This is a genomic window from Pseudomonas sp. GW821-FHT02H09 (assembly GCF_059421425.1).
In genome coordinates, this window is sequence record NZ_JBWKVA010000006.1 from 159,354 (window position 1) to 179,475 (window position 20,122).

The following is a 20,122-nucleotide window of genomic DNA, read 5'->3' on the forward strand; positions in this document are numbered from 1 at the left end:
ATAACAACGGCCATTATTGATCAAAGGCGTTCTACTTCACGTGAGTCGTGCATTCAAATTCAGCCCTCTGTTCATTGCACTTACTGTAACGATCGCCCCAAACGCCTATGCAGCAAACGACTCAACCGAAGACTTCGTTGAAGGTTCCAGCCTCAAGCTCGATGCTCAAGACCTGGTACAGCGCCGACGGTAAGAACGCCAGGCACCGGAAGCGCGATGTCGACGATTACCCGTTGAACGTGTTCTAAGCTCATATAAGCAAAAGGCCAGCACGTTTTGCTGGCCTTTTTTATGCCCGGGATTTATACATGCGCCATAGGCGCAACAGGTCTCTGTCACTCTGCCCGCTTCCCTCGCAACAACTTCATTACCGCCCAGACAGCAGAAGTCAGAACCATGAGTGTGAGCAGTGCAACATCCCCGCGCCCGCCCCCCGTCAGCCGGTCGGAGTGGATCCTGATTCTCGGCAGTTCGCTGACTGTGATTGCCATTCTGAGCATCGTGACCTTTCTGCTGATCCGCGAACACCGTAGTGCCGAGTTAGCCGCAGCTCGTGCTGCCTCCAACATTGTGCAGTTGATCGACGCCGACGTGCTGCGCAATGTCGAGCTCTATGACCTGTCCTTGCTGGGATTGATTGCCGCTTCGCAGCGTACCGACCTCAGGACGGCTTCCCCGCAAATACGTCATCTGGCGATGTTCGATCGAGCAACTGCCGCCCCCCATAAAGGCGACATTCTGTTACTCGATCAACACGGCGACGTCCTCGCCGACTCGGCCTCAGTTGAACCACGAACGGGTAACTTCGCCGACCGTGAATACTTTCAGTCCCATGTAAACAATCCCGACCCTGGAATGTTTATCAGCCGGCCGTTCAGGGCCAGACGCGCCAATCAAGACTGGCTCATCAGCTTCAGTCGACGCATTTCATCCCAACAGGGCGAATTTCTCGGTGTCGCCCAAGCGGCCATGCGCCTGAGCTACTTCAATCATCTGTTCAGGAGTTTGCGTATCGATCGTGACAGTTCGGTCAATCTGATCAGCACTGACGGCGTCCTGCTGGCCCAGGAGCCGCCCCTGGCCGATGACCTGATCGGCAAGGACTTCAGTAACCGACCAAACTTCATGCGCATTCTGCGAGAAGGCAATGGCAGCTTTAACAGTGTCTCGAGCCTCGATCACCGACAGCGGCTGTACACCTTCTCCCGGGTTGGCAAACTGCCATTAATCGTCGTGGTAGCACTCTCGACCGATGAGGTACTTGCTTCATGGAAGCGCACCACAATACTGATCAGCAGCGCCACCGGCGTGCTTTGCATCGGCCTGCTCTGGCTGACCTGGCTGCTGTGCCGCGAGCTGCGTCTGCGCCACAACGCCGAGCAGGAACTGGCGCAATTGGCCGCAACCGATGCACTGACCGGTGTGGCCAACCGCAGAACACTGGATCAGGTACTCAACCGTGAATGGGTTCGCGCACAGCGTTCGGGCAAGCCATTGTCGGTACTGATGATCGATGCGGATCATTTCAAGGCCTTCAACGACCGGCACGGCCATCAGGTCGGTGACGAGGCGCTGCGCACGGTCGCCAGTGTGATCAGCGAGCATATCCGTCGCCCGGCGGACCTTGTTGCCCGTTATGGCGGCGAGGAGTTTGCCGTGGTCCTGGCCGAAACCGATGCCCTTGGCGCGTTGCGCATTGCCGAGAACATCCGCGCCGCCGTCGAAGTGCTTGCACCGATCAATGGCGACAATTTGCCAATCACCGTGAGCATCGGCCTGGGCACTTGGTCGGGAGAGCCCGGGGAAAGCCTGGAGACACTGCTGTTCGCTGCCGACACAGCGCTCTATCAGGCCAAATACAGTGGGCGAAATCGGGTGGTTACAGGCTGACATCCACGTTGCGAATAGCGGCCCCATCCAGGGCAAGCCTCGCGCCTGCAAGGAAACGCGGACACCTGTAGGAGCCGAGCTTGCTCGCGATGAACGATGACGCGGAGTGTCAGATTTGCCGCCATCGCGGGCAAGCCTCGCTCCTACGGACATAAAAAAAGGCCACCCGAAGGCAGCCTTTAAAAACTAAAGAAAGAGAGTGTTACTTACACTGCCGCAACGGGACGCATGTAAGAGATCGGTGCAGTGCTGGCATCTTCGAAGGTCACGACTTCCCAGGCATCTTTCTGCTCAATCAATTTGCGCAGAAGCTGGTTGTTCAGTGCATGCCCCGACTTGAAGCCGCGGAACTCACCTATCAGGCTGTTGCCCAGCAGGTAGAGGTCACCAATTGCATCGAGGATCTTGTGCTTCACGAATTCGTCTTCATAGCGAAGGCCGTCTTCGTTCAGTACACCATCCGCGTCGACCACGATGGCGTTTTCAACGCTACCGCCGAGTGCGAGGTTGTGCTTGCGCAGGTACTCGATATCACTCATGAAACCAAAGGTCCGGGCGCGGCTGACTTCTTTTACGAACGAAGTGCTGGAAAAATCCACGCTGGCACTTTGAGTGCGGTCACGGAACACCGGATGATCGAAATCGATCTCGAAGCTCACTTTGAAGCCTTCGAAAGGGACGAAAGTGGCGCGCTTGTCGCCGTCTTCCACTGTCACTTCACGCAGGATGCGGATGAACTTCTTGGCTGCGTCCTGTTCTTCCAGGCCGGCAGATTGAATCAGGAATACGAAGGGTCCAGCGCTACCATCCATGATCGGGACTTCGGACGCGGAGAGCTCGACGTAGGCGTTATCGATGCCCAGGCCAGCCATGGCCGAGAGCAAGTGCTCCACCGTGTCCACTTTGGTGTCACCGTTGACCAGTGTGGTCGACATAGTGGTTTCACCAACATTTTCCGCGCGAGCAGGAATCTGCACCACAGGGTCCAGGTCGGCACGACAAAACACAATGCCGGTGTCTACAGGTGCAGGCTTGAGGGTCAGGTATACCTTCTCCCCGGAGTGCAGACCTACACCTGTGGCACGGATAATATTTTTCAGGGTGCGTTGTTTAATCATGGCTTGGGCCGCTTCAGCGCAAATTGCGAACTGGTATCAACAAAGGCTGGCGATAATAGCAGACCAGGCCTTTGCTGAACACCAATCACCCTAATACCCCTGATACATTCCATCAATCGGCCTGGCGACGCAGGAATGCCGGGATGTCCAGATAGTCCAGATCATCCTGCGGATTCATCTTCGCCGCGGTCGCAGCACTGGCCTGAGCCTGGTTGCGCATCACGGTTGGACGGTCCAGATCGCGGTAGTTCACCGACGGCATTTCCTGACGCGAAGGTGCTGGCGATTGAGCGGCCATGGAGGTATGAACGGTATTGTCGATGACCTTTACAGGCTTCTCGATTTTAGCACCCAGACCTGTGGCAACCACAGTCACGTGCAGCTCGTCGCGCATGTCCGGATCGATAACAGTACCGACCTTGACCATTGCATGCTCGGAAGCGAAGGCTTCAATGATGCTACCAACGTCCGAGTACTCACCCAGAGACAGGTCGGGACCGGCGGTGATGTTTACCAGGATGCCGCGTGCACCTTGCAGGTTCACGTCTTCGAGCAACGGGTTGCGGATCGCCGCTTCAGTCGCTTCACGTGCACGGTTCGGACCGCTGGCGCAGCCAGTGCCCATCATCGCCATGCCCATTTCGCTCATCACGGTACGCACGTCGGCAAAGTCGACGTTGATCATGCCTGGGCGCTTGATGATGTCGGAGATACCGCGAACGGCACCGGCCAGTACATCGTCAGCCTTGGCGAAAGCCGACAGAAGGCTCGCGTCTTTACCGAGGATTGTCAGCAGTTTCTCGTTGGGAATGGTGATCAACGAGTCGACGCTTTCCGACAGCAGGCGGATGCCTTCATCGGCGATCTGCATGCGCTTGCGACCTTCGAACGGGAACGGACGCGTCACCACCGCAACGGTGAGGATGCCCATTTCCTTGGCCACTTCGGCGATGATCGGCGCAGCACCGGTACCAGTACCGCCACCCATGCCCGTGGTGATGAACACCATGTTAGTGCCCTGCAGCACTTCGGCAATACGCTCACGGTCTTCCAGAGCGGCCTGACGGCCCACTTCCGGATTGGCGCCAGCGCCCAGACCTTTGGTCACGCCGGTGCCCAGTTGCAGGATGGTCCGCGCGCCGATGCTCTTCAGCGCCTGGGCATCAGTGTTGGCGCAGATGAATTCAACGCCTTCAATGTTGCTCTTGACCATGTGATTGACAGCGTTGCCGCCGCCTCCGCCAACACCGATAACTTTAATAACCGGGCTTGCGGGGATGTTGTCTACGAGTTCGAACATTTTCCCTCTCCTTTCATTTCTCTAGTTTTTTCGCCTACTGCTGCCACTTTGAAACTGTCTTGCTGTAAATCTTTAGAAGTTGCCCTGAACCCAGCTTCTGAGACGATCGAATAGAGGCGTCTTGGCCTCGTCACTGCTGTAGCTGTCTCGGTTGCTGCTGATCCCGGAGAAGGACACGCCATCGGACTGTTTTTGCAGCCCGTACATCAGCAAGCCCACACCGGTGGAATAAATCGGGTTGCGCACGACATCGTCGAGGCCTTTGACGCCATGGGGTACGCCAAGGCGGACCGGCATGTGGAAAATCTCTTCGGCAAGCTCCACCGCGCCTTCCATCTTCGAAGTACCGCCGGTCAGCACGATGCCGGCCGGAATCAGGTCTTCATAACCGCTGCGACGCAGTTCGGCCTGAATCAGCGTGAACAGCTCGTCGTAACGCGGCTCGACCACTTCAGCCAGGGCCTGACGGGACAGCTCGCGCGGCGGACGATCACCGACGCTTGGGACCTTGATGGTTTCACCGGCACCGGCCAGTTTGGCCAGGGCGCAGGCGTAGCGAATCTTGATTTCTTCGGCGTACTGGGTCGGAGTGCGCAACGCCATGGCGATGTCGTTGGTCACTTGATCGCCTGCAATCGGGATCACCGCCGTATGGCGAATCGCGCCTTCGGTGAAGATCGCGATATCAGTGGTGCCGCCACCGATGTCCACCAGGCACACGCCAAGCTCTTTCTCGTCATCGGTCAACACCGAGTAAGCAGAGGCCAACTGCTCGAGAATGATGTCGTCGATTTCCAGACCGCAGCGACGCACGCACTTTTCAATGTTCTGTGCCGCGTTCACGGCGCAGGTGACCACGTGGACCTTGGCTTCCAGACGTACGCCGGACATGCCCAGAGGCTCACGCACGCCTTCCTGGTTATCGATTACGTAATCCTGCGGCAAGGTGTGCAAGACACGCTGGTCCGCAGGGATCGCTACAGCCTGGGCCGCGTCGAGTACCCGCTCCAGATCCGCCGAGCTGACTTCGCGATCACGAATCGCCACGATGCCGTGGGAGTTCAGGCTGCGAATGTGATTGCCCGCCACACCGACGAACGCCGAGTGAATGCGGCACCCGGCCATCAATTGCGCTTCTTCGATAGCGCGCTGGATCGACTGCACGGTGGATTCGATATTCACCACCACGCCCTTCTTCAGGCCACGGGATGGATGAGTGCCGATACCGACGATTTCCAGCGTGCCATCGGCCGCGACCTCGCCCACCAGTGCCACCACCTTGGAAGTGCCGATATCAAGACCGACGATCATTTTGCCGCTTTGCACATTAGCCATTGGTCCTGCCTCTTCTTAATTCTTCGCGACGGCGGGTTGGGCCGTCGTGGGCGCTACAGGTTCCCGCCAGCCGACGGCCAGGCCGTTGGCATAGCGCAGATCGATGCGCGCAATGTTCGTAATCTGTTCTTTCAGCGTTTTTTCATAAATGGCGATAAAGCGGCGCATCTTCTCGACCAGATGATCACGACCGAGCAACAGTTCGATCCCCGGACCGGCGCTGCCGGCACCGGTGGTCAGGAACCAGCTGCCACGTTCACGCAACTCCAGACGGGCAATCGAAAAACCCATCGGCCGAAGCATCTGGCTCAACACCTGGTACTGCTGCATCACTTGCTGTTGAGCGCGCTGCGGGCCGAACAGCTGTGGCAGGTGTTCGTAGTTCGCCAGCTCACGCGGGGTGAACGCCTCGCCCTGGTTGTTCAACAGTGCTTCGTCGCCCCAACGGGCCACGGGCAGTTGTTCTTCCAGGCGAATCACCACCTGATCAGGCCAGACGCGACGCACTTCGGCGTGGGCAATCCAGGGCATCGTCTCAAGCTCGGTACGCATGCTGGCCAGGTCAATGGTGAAGAAGCTCGAGGCCACGTAAGGGGCGATTCGCTGCTGCACGGCTTGCTGGCTGATGTAACTCAAATCACCCTGGACGTTGATCTTGGTGATTGGCCGGTCGGCATAAGGCAGCAAACGCTGCGCGCCTTCGTAGGTACCGAAGCCCAGAGCCACCAACAGCACCGGCCAGAACAGGCTTTTCAGAAAGCCGAAATTGGCTTTCGGCAGGCGCACCGACATCGGCTCTTTGGCCACCATACGGCTGGCACCACGCGGCACCGGCTTACGGCCAGGAGCGGGTTGCGGATGACGTAGCTGGTGGCCTTGCATGGTCTTAACCTCGCGGCTCTTTGTTACCGGCAGCGTTACTGGCAACACTTGCAGCCAGAATCGCCAACACCAACTGCTGGAAATCCAGGCCGGCAGCACGGGCTGCCATTGGGACCAGACTGTGGTCGGTCATACCCGGTGCAGTGTTGACTTCCAGAAACCAGAACTGCCCTTCGGCGTCCTGCATCACGTCAGCCCGTCCCCAACCGGCAATACCCAACGCCTCACAGGCTTTTGCCGTGAGGTCCATGAGTTCTTGTTCTTTTGCGCTATCGAGGCCGCACGGGATCCGGTACTGGGTATCGCTAGCCACATACTTGGCGTCGTAGTCGTAGAAACTGTGGGTCGTGCCCAGGGCGATCGGTGGCAACACCTGGTCACGCAGGGTGGCGATGGTGAACTCCGGACCTTGAATCCATTGCTCGACCAACACTTGCGAATCGTAGGTACTGGCCGCTTTCCAGGCGTCGATCAACTCGGGCGTGGAATTCACTTTGGCCATACCGATACTTGAACCTTCATGGGCCGGTTTGACGATCAAAGGGAAGCCCAGTTCCGTCGCCGCCAAAATACAGTCGGCTTCGCTGCTCAGTACCGCGTGACGCGGCGTAGGAATACCCAGGCTGTGCCAGACCTGCTTGGTCCGCAGCTTGTCCATGGCCAGCGCCGAGGCGAGGATGCCGCTGCCGGTGTAAGGAATGCCCAGGCATTCGAGCAGGCCCTGCATACTGCCGTCTTCACCGCCACGACCGTGGAGAATGATGAAGGCGCGGTCGATTTTCTCGCTCAGCAAACGTTGCAGAAAATCATCACCGACATCGATGCCGAAGGCGTTCACACCCGCGCTTTGCAATGCATCGAGAACGGCGTTGCCGGATTTGAGCGAAACCTCGCGTTCGGCGCTCTTGCCACCGAACAGCACGGCAACGCGGCCGAAGTCTTTCGGCTCGATCGTCGAGAACAGGTTGGCGTAGGCAGCAGTCATTTCAACTTCCCCTGACCGGCAGCGGCAACGGCACCCGCAAACAGCGGACTGATCAATAGTTTTGGTGCGAGACCACCGATATCACCGGCGCCCTGGCAGAGCAGAATGTCGCCGGCACGCAGCAGCGGCTTGACCAGCGGTGCCAGTTCGACGCCACGCTCGATGTAGATCGGGTCGAGCTGACCGCGTTGACGAATGCTGTGGCACAGCTGACGACTATCGGCACCTGGAATCGGTTCTTCACCGGCCGGGTAGACTTCCATCAACAGCAACACATTGGCATCAGCCAGCACCTGCACGAAATCGTCATACAGGTCACGAGTGCGACTGAAACGGTGCGGCTGGTAAACCATCACCAGACGCCGATCCGGCCAGCCACCGCGCACGGCTTTGATCACTGCGGCCACTTCGGTCGGGTGGTGACCGTAGTCGTCAACCAGCATCACGCTGCCGCCTTCCACCGGCAGCTCGCCGTACACCTGGAAGCGTCGGCCCACACCCTGGAAGCCCGACAGGCCCTGAACGATGGCTTCATCGCTGATGCCCTCGTCGGTGGCGATACAGATGGTTGCCAGGGCGTTCAATACGTTGTGGTTACCCGGCATGTTCACCGAGACATCCAGCGGCTCGCGGTCACGACGCAGCACGGTGAAGAAGGTCTGCATGCCTTGCTGGCGAACATTGATCGCGCGCACGTCGGCTTCTTCGCTGAAGCCGTAGGTGACCGTCGGGCGTTTGACCTGCGGCAGGATCTCGCGCACGACAGGATCGTCCAGGCAGACCACAGCCAAACCGTAGAACGGCAGGTTGTGCAGGAACTCGACGAAGGTTTTCTTCAGTTTGTTGAAGTCACCGTCATAGGTCGCCATGTGATCGGCGTCGATATTGGTGACGACCGCTACCAGTGGCTGCAGGTGCAGGAAGCTGGCATCGCTTTCATCAGCTTCGGCGATCAGATAACGGCTGGTGCCCAGCTGTGCATTGGTGCCTGCTGCATTCAGCCGGCCACCGATGACGAAGGTAGGGTCCAGACCACCGGCCGCGAACACCGAGGCGATCAGGCTGGTCGTGGTGGTTTTGCCGTGAGTACCGGCAACGGCGATGCCGTGGCGATAACGCATCAGCTCGGCGAGCATTTCGGCGCGCGGCACTACCGGAATCCGGCGTTCCAGAGCAGTGGCGACTTCCGGGTTGGAAGTGTTCACGGCGCTTGAAACCACCAGGACATCGGCGTTCGCCGCGTTCTCGGCGCGGTGGCCGATATAGATGTGCGCACCGAAAGACTCGAGACGCTCGGTCACCGGCGAAGCTTTCAGGTCGGAGCCGGAAACTTCATAGCCCAGGTTCAACAACACTTCGGCAATCCCGCACATACCGACGCCACCGATACCGACGAAGTGGATACGACGGATACGGCGCATTTCCGGTTGAGGCATGGCTTTCTGATTCTCAACCACGGGCCACCTCCAGGCAGATATCGACCACGCTACGGGTGGCATCGGGTTTGGCCAGGCGACGGGCAGCGCTCGCCATGCTATTGAGTCGTTCCGGTTGCATCAAAACCTCTGTCAGGCGAGCAGCCAGATCGGCTGCGCCAGTCGTTCTTTGCGGCATCAGGAAGGCAGCGCCTTCACGAGCCAAATAATCGGCATTGCGGGTCTGGTGATCGTCGATTGCGTGGGGCAAAGGCACCAGCAACGAGGGCAGACCGGCGGCAGCCAGTTCACTGACGGTCAGCGCGCCTGCGCGACAAACCACCAGGTCGGCCCAGCCATAGGCTTGGGCCATGTCTTTGATGAAGGGTTGCACTTGCGCATTGACGCCAACGGCGCGATAGCGCTCGGCGGTCACTTCATCATGATTTTTTCCAGCCTGATGAAACACTTCCGGGCGCAGCTCGACAGAGACTTGCGCCAGGGCTTCAGGCAACAGTTTGTTCAGCGGCTCAGCCCCCAGGCTTCCGCCCAGGATCAGCAAACGCGCCTTGCGTCCGGCTAAAGCCTGGCGCGGTGTTTCGAGGAACAGCTCGGTACGCACCGGGTTACCGGTGGTCCGGCGGCTGTTCGATGCCCCGAAGGTATCCGGGAAAGCTTCGCAGACTCGGGCAGCCAGCGGCACCAGCAGCCGATTGGCGGTACCAGCGACGGCATTTTGTTCGTGAACGATTACTGGCACGCCAGCCAGTTTGGCCGCAACGCCACCGGGACCGGTGACATAACCGCCAAACCCCAGGACACAGACCGGCTGCAACTGACGAATGATCTTGCGCGCCTGCCAGATCGCCTTGAGCAGCACGAACGGCGCCTTGAGCAAGGACAACTTACTTTTGCCGCGCAGGCCGCTGACGTTGATCAGATGCAGGGCAAGACCAGCGTTTGGCACCAGCTCGTTCTCGATCCCGCGTGGCGTGCCCAGCCAGTGCACGGTATAGCCGCGCGTCTGGAATTCACGGGCGCAGGCCAGCGCCGGGAACACGTGCCCGCCTGTACCGCCAGCCATGATCAGCACATTAGCGCCCATGAGTCGGCTCCTCAGCGAAGTCGCTCTCGTTGAACTCCATCTCCTCACTGCCCAAATGAGTTCTACTTTCCCATTCGATACGCAGCAACAAACCGAGGCAGGCGCAGCAAATAACCAGGGAACTGCCGCCATAACTGAGGAACGGCAAGGTCAGACCTTTGGTCGGCAGCAAGCCGACGTTCACACCGATGTTGATCAGGAACTGGCCGATCCACAGGAACGACAAGCCGTACGCAACATAAGCCGCAAAGAATTGCTTGGCCTTTTCTGCCCACAACCCGATGTACATGCCACGTATGCAAACGAAGACGAACAGGCCGATGGTCGCCAGCGAGCCAACCACGCCCAGCTCTTCAGCCAGGACCGAGAATACGAAGTCAGTGTGGGCTTCGGGCAGGTAGAACTGTTTCTGCACGCTGTTGCCCAGGCCGACGCCGAACCATTCACCACGCCCGAAAGCGATCAGCGCCTGAGTCAACTGGTAGCCGGAACCGAACTGGTCGGCCCACGGGTCGGTAAAGGTAATCAGACGCGCCATACGGTAGGGCTGGGCCTGAACCAGAATCGTCACCGCAGCCACCGCCAGCACCACCATCAAGGTGAAACGGAACAGCCCGACCCCCCCGAGGAACAGCATCGCCGCTGCGGCGCCCATCATCACGACGGTGGCCCCGAAGTCTGGCTCCATCAGCAGCAGACCAGCCATAGGCAGCAATACGATGAACGGTTTGAAGAAGCCCATCCAGCTTTCGCGGACTTCCTTCTGACGGCGTACCAGATAACCGGCCAGGTAGAGCACCACGAAGACTTTGGCGATCTCGGAAGGCTGGACGTTGAAGAAGCTGAAACCAATCCAGCGCATCGAGCCGTTCACCTCACGACCGATCCCGGGCAGCAACACCATGACCAGCAAACCGAAGGCGCCGATCAGCATCAGCCAGCCCAGACGTTGCCAGGTTGCAATCGGGATCATCATGGTCACGACGCAGGCACCGAGGCCGAGGACCAGATAAACAAGGTGGCGAATCATGTGGTACAGCGTGTTGCCGGACTGTACCGCGGCGACTTCCGAGGACGCCGATGTGATCATGACCAGGCCAAGACCGAGCAGCGCCAGACAACCGGCAAGCATCGGGAAGTCGAGATCGATACCGCGACCGGTGATGATCGGCGATGGGTACGGCTTGATAATATTCGCAAAGATCATTTCAAGCCCTCCACGGCCCGGGCGAACAAGTGCCCACGCTCCTCGTAGTTCTTGAACATGTCGAAACTGGCGCAGGCCGGAGACAGCAACACAGCGTCGCCCGGTTCGGCGACAGCCTTGCAGCGCTCAACGGCTTCAATCAGCGAATTGACGCGAATCAGCGCAACCTCGTCGCCGATCGCCTTGGCAATCAACTCCGAGTCACGGCCCATCAGCACCACGGCACGGCAGTTGGCCGCAACCGGAGCGCGCAGGTCCTTGAAATCCGCCCCCTTGCCATCGCCGCCAGCAATCAGCACCAACTTGCCGGCGATGTCTGCACCCAAGCCTTCAATGGCGGCCAAAGCGGCGCCCACGTTAGTGGCTTTGGAATCGTTGTAGTAGCTCACGCCATTCAGGTCCCGGACCCACTGGCAGCGATGCTCAAGGCCGGCGAAGGTGCGCAGGCTCGACAGCATGGCGTCGAACGGCAGCCCCACGGCATGCCCCAGGGCCAGGGCCGCCAGGGCGTTGGACTGATTGTGAGCACCACGAATTTTCAACTCGCGAACCGGCATCAGGTTCTGGAATTCGAAGGCCAGATACTTCTCGCCGTTCTCTTCACGCAGACCGAAAGCCTTGAAGTCAGGCTGGCTCAAACCGAAGGTCCAGCACGGCAACCCCTCGCCCACCAACGGACGGGTCAAGGCATCCTGACGGTTCACCACAACCTGCCTGGCACCACGGAAGATCCGGTGTTTGGCCAGGTGATACGCCGGCAGACCGCTGTAACGGTCCATGTGGTCTTCGCTGACGTTCAATACGGTGGCGACTTCCGCACCGAGTTGATCTGTCGTTTCAAGCTGGAAACTCGACAGCTCCAATACGTACAGCTCGACGTCGTCGCTGAGCAGGTCCAGCGCTGGTGTGCCAAGGTTGCCGCCGACCGCAACACGCTTGCCGGCCGCCGCTGCCATTTCACCCACCAGCGTGGTCACGGTGCTTTTCGCGTTGGAACCGCTGATGGCGACGATCGGCGCTTTCGCGTTACGCGCGAACAGCTCGATATCACCGGAAAGTTTCACGCCACGGGCTGCTGCCGCTTGCAGCGCCGGCGTCGCCAAGGCCAGGCCCGGGCTCACGTAGAGCTCGTCGGCGCGGCACAGGAACTCAACGTCCAGCTCGCCACAACGCACGTCCACGTGCGGGTAATCACGGCGCAGCGTGACCAGCTCCGGCGGATTCTCCCGCGTATCGGCCACAGCAAACGACACACCCCGACTCGCCAGGAAGCGAACCAGGGACATGCCGCTCTTGCCGAGGCCGACAACGATGCGGAAGTGGTCAGAAGCGATCAGAGACACTCGTTCTACCTCAGCTTCAGGGTGGCAAGGCCGACCAGGACCAGAATCACGGTGATGATCCAGAAGCGGACGATCACGCGCGGCTCGGGCCAGCCCTTGAGTTCAAAGTGGTGGTGAATCGGCGCCATGCGAAACACACGACGACCGGTCAGCTTGAAGGAAGCAACCTGAATGACGACAGACAGGGTCTCCATCACGAACACGCCGCCCATGATGAACAGGACGATTTCCTGACGGACGATGACTGCAATGGTGCCCAGCGCCGCACCCAGCGCCAGCGCACCGACGTCGCCCATGAAGACTTGTGCCGGGTAGGTGTTGAACCAGAGGAACCCAAGGCCGGCACCGATCAACGCGCCGCAGAACACAATCAGCTCACCCGCGCCCGGTACATAAGGGATCAGCAGGTATTCGGCGAACTTCACGTTACCCGAGAGGTAGCAGAAGATCCCCAGCGCGCCGCCGACCATGACGGTCGGCATGATCGCCAGGCCATCGAGACCATCGGTCAGGTTGACCGCATTACTCGAGCCGACGATGACGAAATAGGTCAGCACCACGAAGCCGACGCCCAGCGGAATGCTTACATCTTTGAGCATTGGCAGGATCAGCGTGGTTTCAACCGCGCTTGGCGCAGTCATATACAGGAAGACTGCTGCACCCAGGCCAAACACCGATTGCCAGAAATACTTCCAGCGACTTGGCAGACCACGAGAGTTCTTCTCGATCACCTTGCGGTAGTCATCGACCCAGCCAATCGCGCCGAACAGCAGTGTCACCAGCAGCACGACCCAGACGTAACGGTTATCCAGGTCAGCCCAGAGCAGTGTGCTGACAGCGATTGCGGAAAGGATCAACGCACCGCCCATGGTCGGCGTGCCCGATTTGGACAGGTGCGATTGCGGCCCGTCGTTACGCACCGACTGACCGATCTGGCGATTCTGCAAGGTGCGGATCATCCATGGCCCCAGCCACAGCGACAACGACAACGCGGTCAGCACACCGAGGATCCCGCGCAGGGTCAGGTACTGGAAGACCGCGAAGCCTTTGTAGAACTGTTGCAGATACTCAGCCAGCAGCAGCAGCATTAATGTTTCTCCCCGCTGGAACCACACAAAGCCGCGACGACGTTTTCCATCACCGCGCTGCGCGATCCCTTGATCAAAATTGTGGTGTTTGTATCGTGTTCGGCACCCAGCGCTTCGATCAGCTCGGCCTGAGTGGCGAAGTGATAAGCCTGTTGGCCAAAAGCTGCCACGGCGTGAACCATCATCGGCCCAACGGCGTAGAGCGCAGAAACCTTGCCGGCGGCATAAGCGCCAACGTCACGATGCCCCTGCTCCGCCCACGCGCCCAACTCGCCAATATCTCCGAGCACCAGAACGGTGCGTCCGGAAAAGCCGGCAAGTATATCAACGGCAGCGCACATAGAGGTGGGGTTCGCGTTGTAAGAATCATCAATCACGCGCATGCCGTTGGTCGCCAGTTGCGCGACGGCACGGCCCTTGACCGGTTGCACCGCATTCAACCCCGTGGCGATGCCGATCAGCGACACACCCAAGGCATGGGCAGCCGCTGCCGCCGCCAGGGCATTGGCAACGTTGTGGTTGCCAAGCAGGTTCAGCTGAACGTGCTCGACACCTTGCGGGCTGTGCAGCTTGAAGGACGGGCAACCGCGTGCGTCACGATCCAGATCGCTGGCATGGAAATCGGCACGGCTGTCGTTCAAGGCAAAGGTCAGCACCTGGCGACCGGCGGCACGCTTCTTCCAGATATCAAAAGCCTTGTCGTCGAGGTTCAGAACGGCGAGGCCATCGGCGTCCAGCCCTTCCAGAATCTCGCCCTTGGCTTCAATGATTTTTTCCGGCCCGCCGAATTCGCCGACGTGGGCAGTCCCGGCGTTGTTGATCACGGCCACATGCGGTTTGGTCATGCCGACGGTGTAGGCAATCTCGCCGATACGCGAAGCACCGAGTTCGATGACTGCCGCAGTGTGTTCCGCGGCCAGCTCGAGCAAGGTCAGCGGAACGCCGAGATCATTGTTCAGGTTGCCACGGGTCGCCAGTACCGGCCCGCGCGTGCGCAGGATGCTTGCGAGCATTTCCTTGACCGTGGTTTTGCCACTGGAGCCGGTGATTGCCGCGACCGGGTTCGAATACGCAGCGCGGTTCAGCGCGCCGAGTTCGCCCAAGGCCTGACGAGTATCCTTGACCAGCAGTTGCGGCAATGTGCTGTTCGCCACTTCACGCTCGACCAGAGCTGCGACCGCGCCTTTGCTGGCAACGTCGTTCAGGTAGTCATGACCATCGAAACGCGGCCCGGTCAGGGCGACAAACAACTGGCCCGGCTTGATCGCCCGACTGTCGATACTGACGCCATCGAAATTGCAATCGGCAGTCAGCACACGGCCGGCCAACGGGCCGGCCACTTCGCTCAACTTCAAGGCTTTAAGCATGGGCCACCTCCCATGCGGTCAAGGCGCGGTCGGCCTCCACCAGATCAGAGAAGTCATGGCGCACGCCGTTGATTTCCTGATAGTCCTCATGACCTTTACCGGCCAGGACGATCACATCGTCAGCCGAGGCACTGGCAATCAGTTGGGCAATGGCCTGGCCGCGACCGGCCACGAATGTGACTTTATCCACAGCGCTGAAACCGACGCGGATATCGTCGAAAATTCTCGAGGGAGCTTCGGTGCGCGGATTGTCGTCGGTGACCAATACACCGTCCGCCAGACGCTCGACTATTTGCGCCATCAACGGGCGCTTGCCGCGATCGCGATCACCACCGCAACCGAACAGGCACAGCAACTTGCCCTTGGCATGAGGACGCAGGGCCGTCAGAACTTTTTCCAGCGCGTCCGGGGTGTGGGCGTAATCGACCACTACCAGCGGCTGAGTGCCGCCACCCAGGCGCTGCATGCGACCGGCCGGGCCTTCGAGTTTCGGCAGCACTTGCAGGATCTCGTCCAGCGCGTAGTCCAGACCGAGCAAGGCGCCGACAGCCGCCAACACGTTGCTCAGGTTGAAACGACCGAGCAAGGTGCTGCGCAAATGGTGTTCGCCCTGAGGTGTGACCAATGTGGCGCGCACGCCTTCGTCGTCGAACTGCGCTTCACGGCAATACAGGTAAGCGCTGGAATTTTCCAGGCTGTAGCTGATCAGGCGTGACTCATGTTTTTCGGCCGCCAGTTGCCGACCAAAATCGTCGTCGAGATTGATCACCCGGCAGCTCAGATCAGCCCAGCCGAACAGCTTGGCCTTGGCGTCGGCGTAGGCATCCATGGTCCCGTGATAATCCAGGTGATCCCGGGACAGGTTGGTCATCACTGCCACATCGAACGCCAGAGCGGTGACGCGGCCTTGATCCAGACCATGGGAGGAGACTTCCATCGCCACGGCTTTCGCACCCGCCTTTTTCAGGTCCGCCAGGGTCGCCTGCACGGCAATCGGATTGGGCGTGGTGTGCAGGCCACTTTGTAGCGCGCCGTAAAAACCCGTACCCAATGTGCCGACGATGCCGCAATGCTGGCCGAGCAAGTCCAGTGCCTGCGCAACCAATTGGGTCACGCTGGTTTTACCGTTGGTACCGGTCACACCGACCAGATTCAGGTTGCGGCTCGGGTCACCATAGAAACGCCCGGCGATATCCGACAGCTGCGCCGCCAGGCCTTTGACCGGAATCAGCGGCACATCGGTAATAGGCAGAACAGTAGCGCCGTCGACTTCATAGGCCACGGCCGCCGCACCGCGCTGCAAGGCGTCGACAATGTGTGCACGACCATCCACTTTACCGCCAGGGACCGCGAGAAACAGGTCGCCTGCGCGAACATTGCGGCTATCGAGCGTCAGCTCGCGAATCAACAGATCACGACCGGCGTGGGCAAAAATCTTGTTCAGGCTAAGAGACATTAACCGCGCCCTCCTTTAGCTGGTGCTGCATTAGCTGGTGCTGCATTCGCTTGTTGCACAGGCGGCAGGTTATCCGGTGAAATATTCATCAAGCGCAGGGTCCCGGACATCACTTTGCTGAACACCGGCGCAGAAACCAGACCACCGAAGTAACCGGCCTTGCTTGGCTCATCGATGACCACCACGATCGCGTAACGCGGGTCGCTCATCGGACCGAAGCCGGCGAACAGCGAACGGTATGAATTCTCGGCATAGCCCTTGGTGCCAACCGAAGTCTTACGTGCGGTACCACTCTTGCCGGCCACGTGATAAGCCGGCACTTGTGCGCGGAACACGCCACGCGGCGCTTCAATCACTTGCTGCAACATGCCTTGCATGGTTTTGGCGACTTTCTCCGGGATCACCTGGGTTGTTTCTGGAGCCTTGTCAGTCTTGATCAGGGTCAGCGGTGCAATCCGGCCGTTGTTGGCCAACGCCGAGAAAGCGTGAACCAGCTGGATCGCAGTCACCGACAAGCCGTAGCCGTAGGACAACGTGGCCGTCTCGGCCTTTTTCCAATCCCGATAGTTCGGCAGGTTGCCGACGCGCTCTCCCGGAAACCCCAGACCGGTGTCCTGACCGAGGCCGACCTTCTGCATCAGGCGGAAAATCGCTTCACCGCCAATATCGAAGGCAACCTTGCTCATGCCCACGTTACTGGAGTTGATCAGAATGCCGGTCAGATCGAGTACCGGCCCTTCAGTCTTGGAAACGTCGCGAATGGTGTACTTGCCAAGCTGCAACGTACCTGGGTAGACCTCGACCGTATCGCTGGGTTTCCAGCGCCCGGTTTCCAGGGCTGCACTCATGGAGATCGGCTTCATGGTCGATCCCGGTTCGAACACATCGATCATGGCGCGGTTACGCATCATGATCGGTTGCAGGTTGCGACGATTGTTCGGGTTGTAAGTGGGCTGGTTGACCATGGCCAGGATCTCGCCGGACTTCACATCCATGATCACCAGGCTTCCGGCCTTGGCTCCGTTTTCCACAATGGCATTACGCAGTTCGCGGTTGGCCAGATATTGCAGGCGCAGGTCAATCGACAACGCCAAGGGCTTACCAGCCTTGGCGTTTTTGGTGACCTGGACATCCTGAATCAGTCTGCCGCGCCGGTCCTTGATGACCTGGCGCTTGCCCGCCACACCGGCCAGCCACTCATCATAAGCCAGCTCGACACCTTCGCGGCCGTGGTCATCAATGTCGGTAAAGCCGACCATGTGCGCGGTGACCTCACCGGCCGGGTAGAAACGCCGGAACTCTTCGATGCCATAAACACCAGGCACTTTCAAATCAAGCACGGCCTGACCCTGCTCGGGGGTCAATCCACGCACCAGATAGATAAATTCTTTATTGGCCTGCGCCTCGAGGCGTTCGCTCAGCGCTTTGGGATCCTGCCCCATCGCAACCGCCAATTCTGGCCACTTGTCCTTGGCCAGTTGCATTTCCTTGGCGTTGGCCCACAGGGTGGTCACCGGCGTACTGACAGCCAGAGGTTCACCGTTACGGTCGGTAATCAGACCGCGGTGGGCTGGAATCGGAATATGACGAACGCTGCGCGCATCCCCCTGCCCCTTGAGGAAGTCACGGTCAACGACTTGCAGGTCAATGATGCGCCAGGCAATCGCCGACACCATCACTGCCAGCAAACCCAGCACCACGCGGAAGCGCCATGGATAAAGGGCGCCTTCGAGTTTCATCATGGCGCCACCATACGGACTTCAGCCGCGCCAGGAATTCGCATCTTCAGCTGTTCGGAGGCTAGCACTTCGATCCGGCTGTGGGCGGTCCAGGTGCTCTGTTCAAGAATCAACCGGCCCCACTCGGCTTGCGCCTTGTCGCGCACGCTCAACTCGTTATAGAGGGCGTTGAGCAGTTGACGGTTCCAGTGGGCGCTGTAAGACACCGCAATCGCGGACACCAACACGCCTATAAACAGCAGCAGCATGAAAAAGCTTCCGCCTGGAAGCGGTTTGGCGAAGAGCTTGCTCACCGAAGCTTCTCCGCGACGCGCATGACAGCGCTACGAGCGCGTGGGTTGGCCTTGAGCTCGGCCTCGGAAGCGAACTGCGCCTTGCCATGGATTTTGATTTTTGGCACGAAGGTTTCGAAACGCACCGGCAGGTTACGCGGCAGGTTATCGGCTTCGCCCTTGACCAGACGACGCATGAACAGTTTGACGATGCGGTCTTCCAGCGAGTGGAAGCTGATAACGACCAGACGGCCGCCCACTTCAAGGGCTTCCAGCGCGGCGTCAAGGCCGGTTTCCAGATCGCCCAACTCGTTATTGACGTGAATGCGCAAACCCTGGAACGCCCGGGTAGCCGGGTGCTTGCCCTTTTCCCAGGCCGGATTGGCGACTTTCAGGACTTCGGCCAGATCGCCGGTACGCTCGAACGGCTTGATTACACGACGCTCGACGACCGCGCGGGCCATGCGCCCGGAGAAACGTTCTTCACCATATTCCTTGAACACCCGGGCGATTTCTTCCGCCGCAGCCGTGGCGATAAACTCGGCTGCGCTGACACCGCGACTCGGGTCCATGCGCATGTCCAGCGGGCCATCGTTCATGAAGCTGAAGCCACGCTCTGGATCATCGAGTTGTGGCGAGGAAACGCCCAGGTCGAGCAGAACGCCGTTGATCTTGCCGGCCAGACCGCGATCGGCAATTTCCGAACCCATCTCGGCAAAGCTGCGCTGCACAATGACAAAGCGGCCGTCTTCGGCCGCCAGCGCTTGCCCTGTGGCAATCGCTTGAGGATCTTTGTCGAATCCCAGCACTCGACCATCGGGGCCGAGCTGGCTGAGTATCAGGCGACTATGCCCGCCGCGCCCGAACGTACCGTCCAGATAGCAGCCATCAGGACGTACGGCGAGAGCCTCGACGGCTTCGTCAAGCAGTACGGTGATGTGGTTAAAGCCGCTATCAATAGTCACAGGATCAAATCACGCAGTTCATCAGGCATGGCGCCCGGTTGTTGAATGGCAGCCAGGTCCGCAGCAGAAACGGCGTCCCAGGCATCCTCGTCCCACAATTGGAACTTGTTCAGTTGGCCAACCAGCATTGCGCGCTTATCCAACTTGGCGTATTCGCGCAAACGTGGCGGGACCAGAAAACGACCACTGCCATCGAGCTCGAGGTCGACGGCATTACCGATCAGCAAACGTTGCAAGCGACGGTTTTCTTCGCGCAGCGAAGGCAGTGCGCGCAGTTTGGTTTCAATCAGCTCCCACTCATCGAGGGGATAAACGCATAAACAAGGATCAACGGCATCGATGGTGACGATTAATTGCCCGGAACTTCGCGAAACGAGCTCGTCACGATACCGGCTCGGCATGGCGAGACGGCCTTTTGCATCGAGACTGATAGCGTTGGCTCCGCGAAACACGTCAGCGTTTCTCCAAATATTAGCGTTTTGCGCTCAAAAAACCCACTTCATGCCACTTTCCGCCACTTGCGCACACTATAGGAATGCGCCCACCACACCGTCAAGGCGCGGAGTGACGGAAAAGCCTTACAGATCGGAGATTTAGGAGACTAAAGGGAGGGGTAGAAAGAATTTGGCGGATGTTTTAACTCATTAACTTCAGC

General features: G+C 59.3%; 17 protein-coding genes. 1 reads left to right on the top strand and 16 read right to left on the bottom strand.

What is annotated here, in order from left to right:
* Positions 1–396: 396 nt before the first annotated feature.
* Positions 397–1,890 (top strand): diguanylate cyclase, encoded by a 1,494-nt coding sequence (locus AC07VR_RS10080; RefSeq protein ID WP_495011165.1) that lies wholly within the window; start codon positions 397–399, stop codon positions 1,888–1,890.
* A gap of 206 nt (positions 1,891–2,096) precedes the next feature.
* On the opposite strand, the gene lpxC is transcribed toward AC07VR_RS10080, so the two are convergent.
* The 16 genes from lpxC to mraZ form a co-directional block, all read right to left on the bottom strand.
* On the bottom strand, positions 2,097–3,008 hold the full coding sequence (gene lpxC / locus AC07VR_RS10085) for a UDP-3-O-acyl-N-acetylglucosamine deacetylase (RefSeq protein ID WP_494991870.1): 912 nt from the start codon (positions 3,006–3,008) through the stop codon (positions 2,097–2,099).
* 112 nt (positions 3,009–3,120) lie between these two features.
* Entirely contained in the window at positions 3,121–4,308 is a 1,188-nt protein-coding gene (gene ftsZ / locus AC07VR_RS10090) for a cell division protein FtsZ (RefSeq protein ID WP_489073363.1), read from the bottom strand.
* Positions 4,309–4,380: 72 nt separating this feature from the next.
* Positions 4,381–5,643: a cell division protein FtsA gene (gene ftsA, locus AC07VR_RS10095; RefSeq protein WP_489376406.1), complete on the bottom strand. Its 1,263-nt coding sequence runs from the start codon at positions 5,641–5,643 to the stop codon at positions 4,381–4,383.
* 15 nt (positions 5,644–5,658) lie between these two features.
* Positions 5,659–6,525 (bottom strand): cell division protein FtsQ/DivIB, encoded by an 867-nt coding sequence (locus tag AC07VR_RS10100; protein ID WP_494991869.1) that lies wholly within the window; start codon positions 6,523–6,525, stop codon positions 5,659–5,661.
* A 4-nt stretch (positions 6,526–6,529) separates the two neighbouring features.
* A complete protein-coding gene (locus AC07VR_RS10105) occupies positions 6,530–7,510 on the bottom strand; it encodes a D-alanine--D-alanine ligase (RefSeq protein ID WP_495011166.1) in 981 nt (326 codons plus the stop codon).
* Positions 7,507–8,946, bottom strand: a complete 1,440-nt coding sequence (gene murC, locus AC07VR_RS10110; RefSeq protein ID WP_494992140.1) for a UDP-N-acetylmuramate--L-alanine ligase — start codon at positions 8,944–8,946, stop codon at positions 7,507–7,509. Before murC ends, AC07VR_RS10105 begins: the two co-directional genes overlap by 4 nt.
* 13 nt (positions 8,947–8,959) lie before the next feature.
* Positions 8,960–10,030, bottom strand: coding sequence for an undecaprenyldiphospho-muramoylpentapeptide beta-N-acetylglucosaminyltransferase (gene murG, locus AC07VR_RS10115; protein ID WP_494991867.1), 1,071 nt, complete (start codon positions 10,028–10,030; stop codon positions 8,960–8,962).
* The gene (gene ftsW, locus AC07VR_RS10120) at positions 10,020–11,237 is read right to left on the bottom strand and encodes a putative lipid II flippase FtsW (RefSeq protein WP_494991866.1); all 1,218 of its coding nucleotides are present in this window, start codon (positions 11,235–11,237) and stop codon (positions 10,020–10,022) included. Before ftsW ends, murG begins: the two co-directional genes overlap by 11 nt.
* Positions 11,234–12,580, bottom strand: a complete 1,347-nt coding sequence (gene murD / locus AC07VR_RS10125) for a UDP-N-acetylmuramoyl-L-alanine--D-glutamate ligase (RefSeq protein ID WP_495011167.1) — start codon at positions 12,578–12,580, stop codon at positions 11,234–11,236. The genes ftsW and murD overlap by 4 nt, the downstream gene beginning before the upstream one ends.
* Positions 12,581–12,585: 5 nt before the next feature.
* A complete protein-coding gene (gene mraY, locus AC07VR_RS10130) occupies positions 12,586–13,668 on the bottom strand; it encodes a phospho-N-acetylmuramoyl-pentapeptide-transferase (RefSeq protein WP_494991864.1) in 1,083 nt (360 codons plus the stop codon).
* Positions 13,668–15,035 (bottom strand): UDP-N-acetylmuramoyl-tripeptide--D-alanyl-D-alanine ligase, encoded by a 1,368-nt coding sequence (locus AC07VR_RS10135; protein WP_494991863.1) that lies wholly within the window; start codon positions 15,033–15,035, stop codon positions 13,668–13,670. Before AC07VR_RS10135 ends, mraY begins: the two co-directional genes overlap by 1 nt.
* A complete protein-coding gene (locus AC07VR_RS10140) occupies positions 15,028–16,491 on the bottom strand; it encodes a UDP-N-acetylmuramoyl-L-alanyl-D-glutamate--2,6-diaminopimelate ligase (protein ID WP_494991862.1) in 1,464 nt (487 codons plus the stop codon). The genes AC07VR_RS10135 and AC07VR_RS10140 overlap by 8 nt, the downstream gene beginning before the upstream one ends.
* Entirely contained in the window at positions 16,491–18,230 is a 1,740-nt protein-coding gene (locus AC07VR_RS10145; protein WP_495011227.1) for a peptidoglycan D,D-transpeptidase FtsI family protein, read from the bottom strand. Before AC07VR_RS10145 ends, AC07VR_RS10140 begins: the two co-directional genes overlap by 1 nt.
* Positions 18,230–18,523 (bottom strand): cell division protein FtsL, encoded by a 294-nt coding sequence (ftsL, locus tag AC07VR_RS10150; RefSeq protein WP_494991861.1) that lies wholly within the window; start codon positions 18,521–18,523, stop codon positions 18,230–18,232. Before ftsL ends, AC07VR_RS10145 begins: the two co-directional genes overlap by 1 nt.
* Complete coding sequence (rsmH, locus tag AC07VR_RS10155; protein ID WP_495011168.1) at positions 18,520–19,467, bottom strand: 16S rRNA (cytosine(1402)-N(4))-methyltransferase RsmH; 948 nt, start codon at positions 19,465–19,467, stop codon at positions 18,520–18,522. Before rsmH ends, ftsL begins: the two co-directional genes overlap by 4 nt.
* On the bottom strand, positions 19,464–19,919 hold the full coding sequence (mraZ, locus tag AC07VR_RS10160; protein WP_019693566.1) for a division/cell wall cluster transcriptional repressor MraZ: 456 nt from the start codon (positions 19,917–19,919) through the stop codon (positions 19,464–19,466). Before mraZ ends, rsmH begins: the two co-directional genes overlap by 4 nt.
* Between the last annotated feature and the right edge of the window lie 203 nt (positions 19,920–20,122).

Coding starts and splice junctions, on each gene's coding strand:
- AC07VR_RS10080 (WP_495011165.1), top strand. CDS start 397: ATGAGTGTGAGCAGTGCAACATCCCCGCGCCCGCCCCCCGTCAGCCGG.
- lpxC (WP_494991870.1), bottom strand. CDS start 3,008: ATGATTAAACAACGCACCCTGAAAAATATTATCCGTGCCACAGGTGTA.
- ftsZ (WP_489073363.1), bottom strand. CDS start 4,308: ATGTTCGAACTCGTAGACAACATCCCCGCAAGCCCGGTTATTAAAGTT.
- ftsA (WP_489376406.1), bottom strand. CDS start 5,643: ATGGCTAATGTGCAAAGCGGCAAAATGATCGTCGGTCTTGATATCGGC.
- AC07VR_RS10100 (WP_494991869.1), bottom strand. CDS start 6,525: ATGCAAGGCCACCAGCTACGTCATCCGCAACCCGCTCCTGGCCGTAAG.
- AC07VR_RS10105 (WP_495011166.1), bottom strand. CDS start 7,510: ATGACTGCTGCCTACGCCAACCTGTTCTCGACGATCGAGCCGAAAGAC.
- murC (WP_494992140.1), bottom strand. CDS start 8,946: ATGCCTCAACCGGAAATGCGCCGTATCCGTCGTATCCACTTCGTCGGT.
- murG (WP_494991867.1), bottom strand. CDS start 10,030: ATGGGCGCTAATGTGCTGATCATGGCTGGCGGTACAGGCGGGCACGTG.
- ftsW (WP_494991866.1), bottom strand. CDS start 11,237: ATGATCTTTGCGAATATTATCAAGCCGTACCCATCGCCGATCATCACC.
- mraY (WP_494991864.1), bottom strand. CDS start 13,668: ATGCTGCTGCTGCTGGCTGAGTATCTGCAACAGTTCTACAAAGGCTTC.
- AC07VR_RS10135 (WP_494991863.1), bottom strand. CDS start 15,035: ATGCTTAAAGCCTTGAAGTTGAGCGAAGTGGCCGGCCCGTTGGCCGGC.
- AC07VR_RS10140 (WP_494991862.1), bottom strand. CDS start 16,491: ATGTCTCTTAGCCTGAACAAGATTTTTGCCCACGCCGGTCGTGATCTG.
- AC07VR_RS10145 (WP_495011227.1), bottom strand. CDS start 18,230: ATGAAACTCGAAGGCGCCCTTTATCCATGGCGCTTCCGCGTGGTGCTG.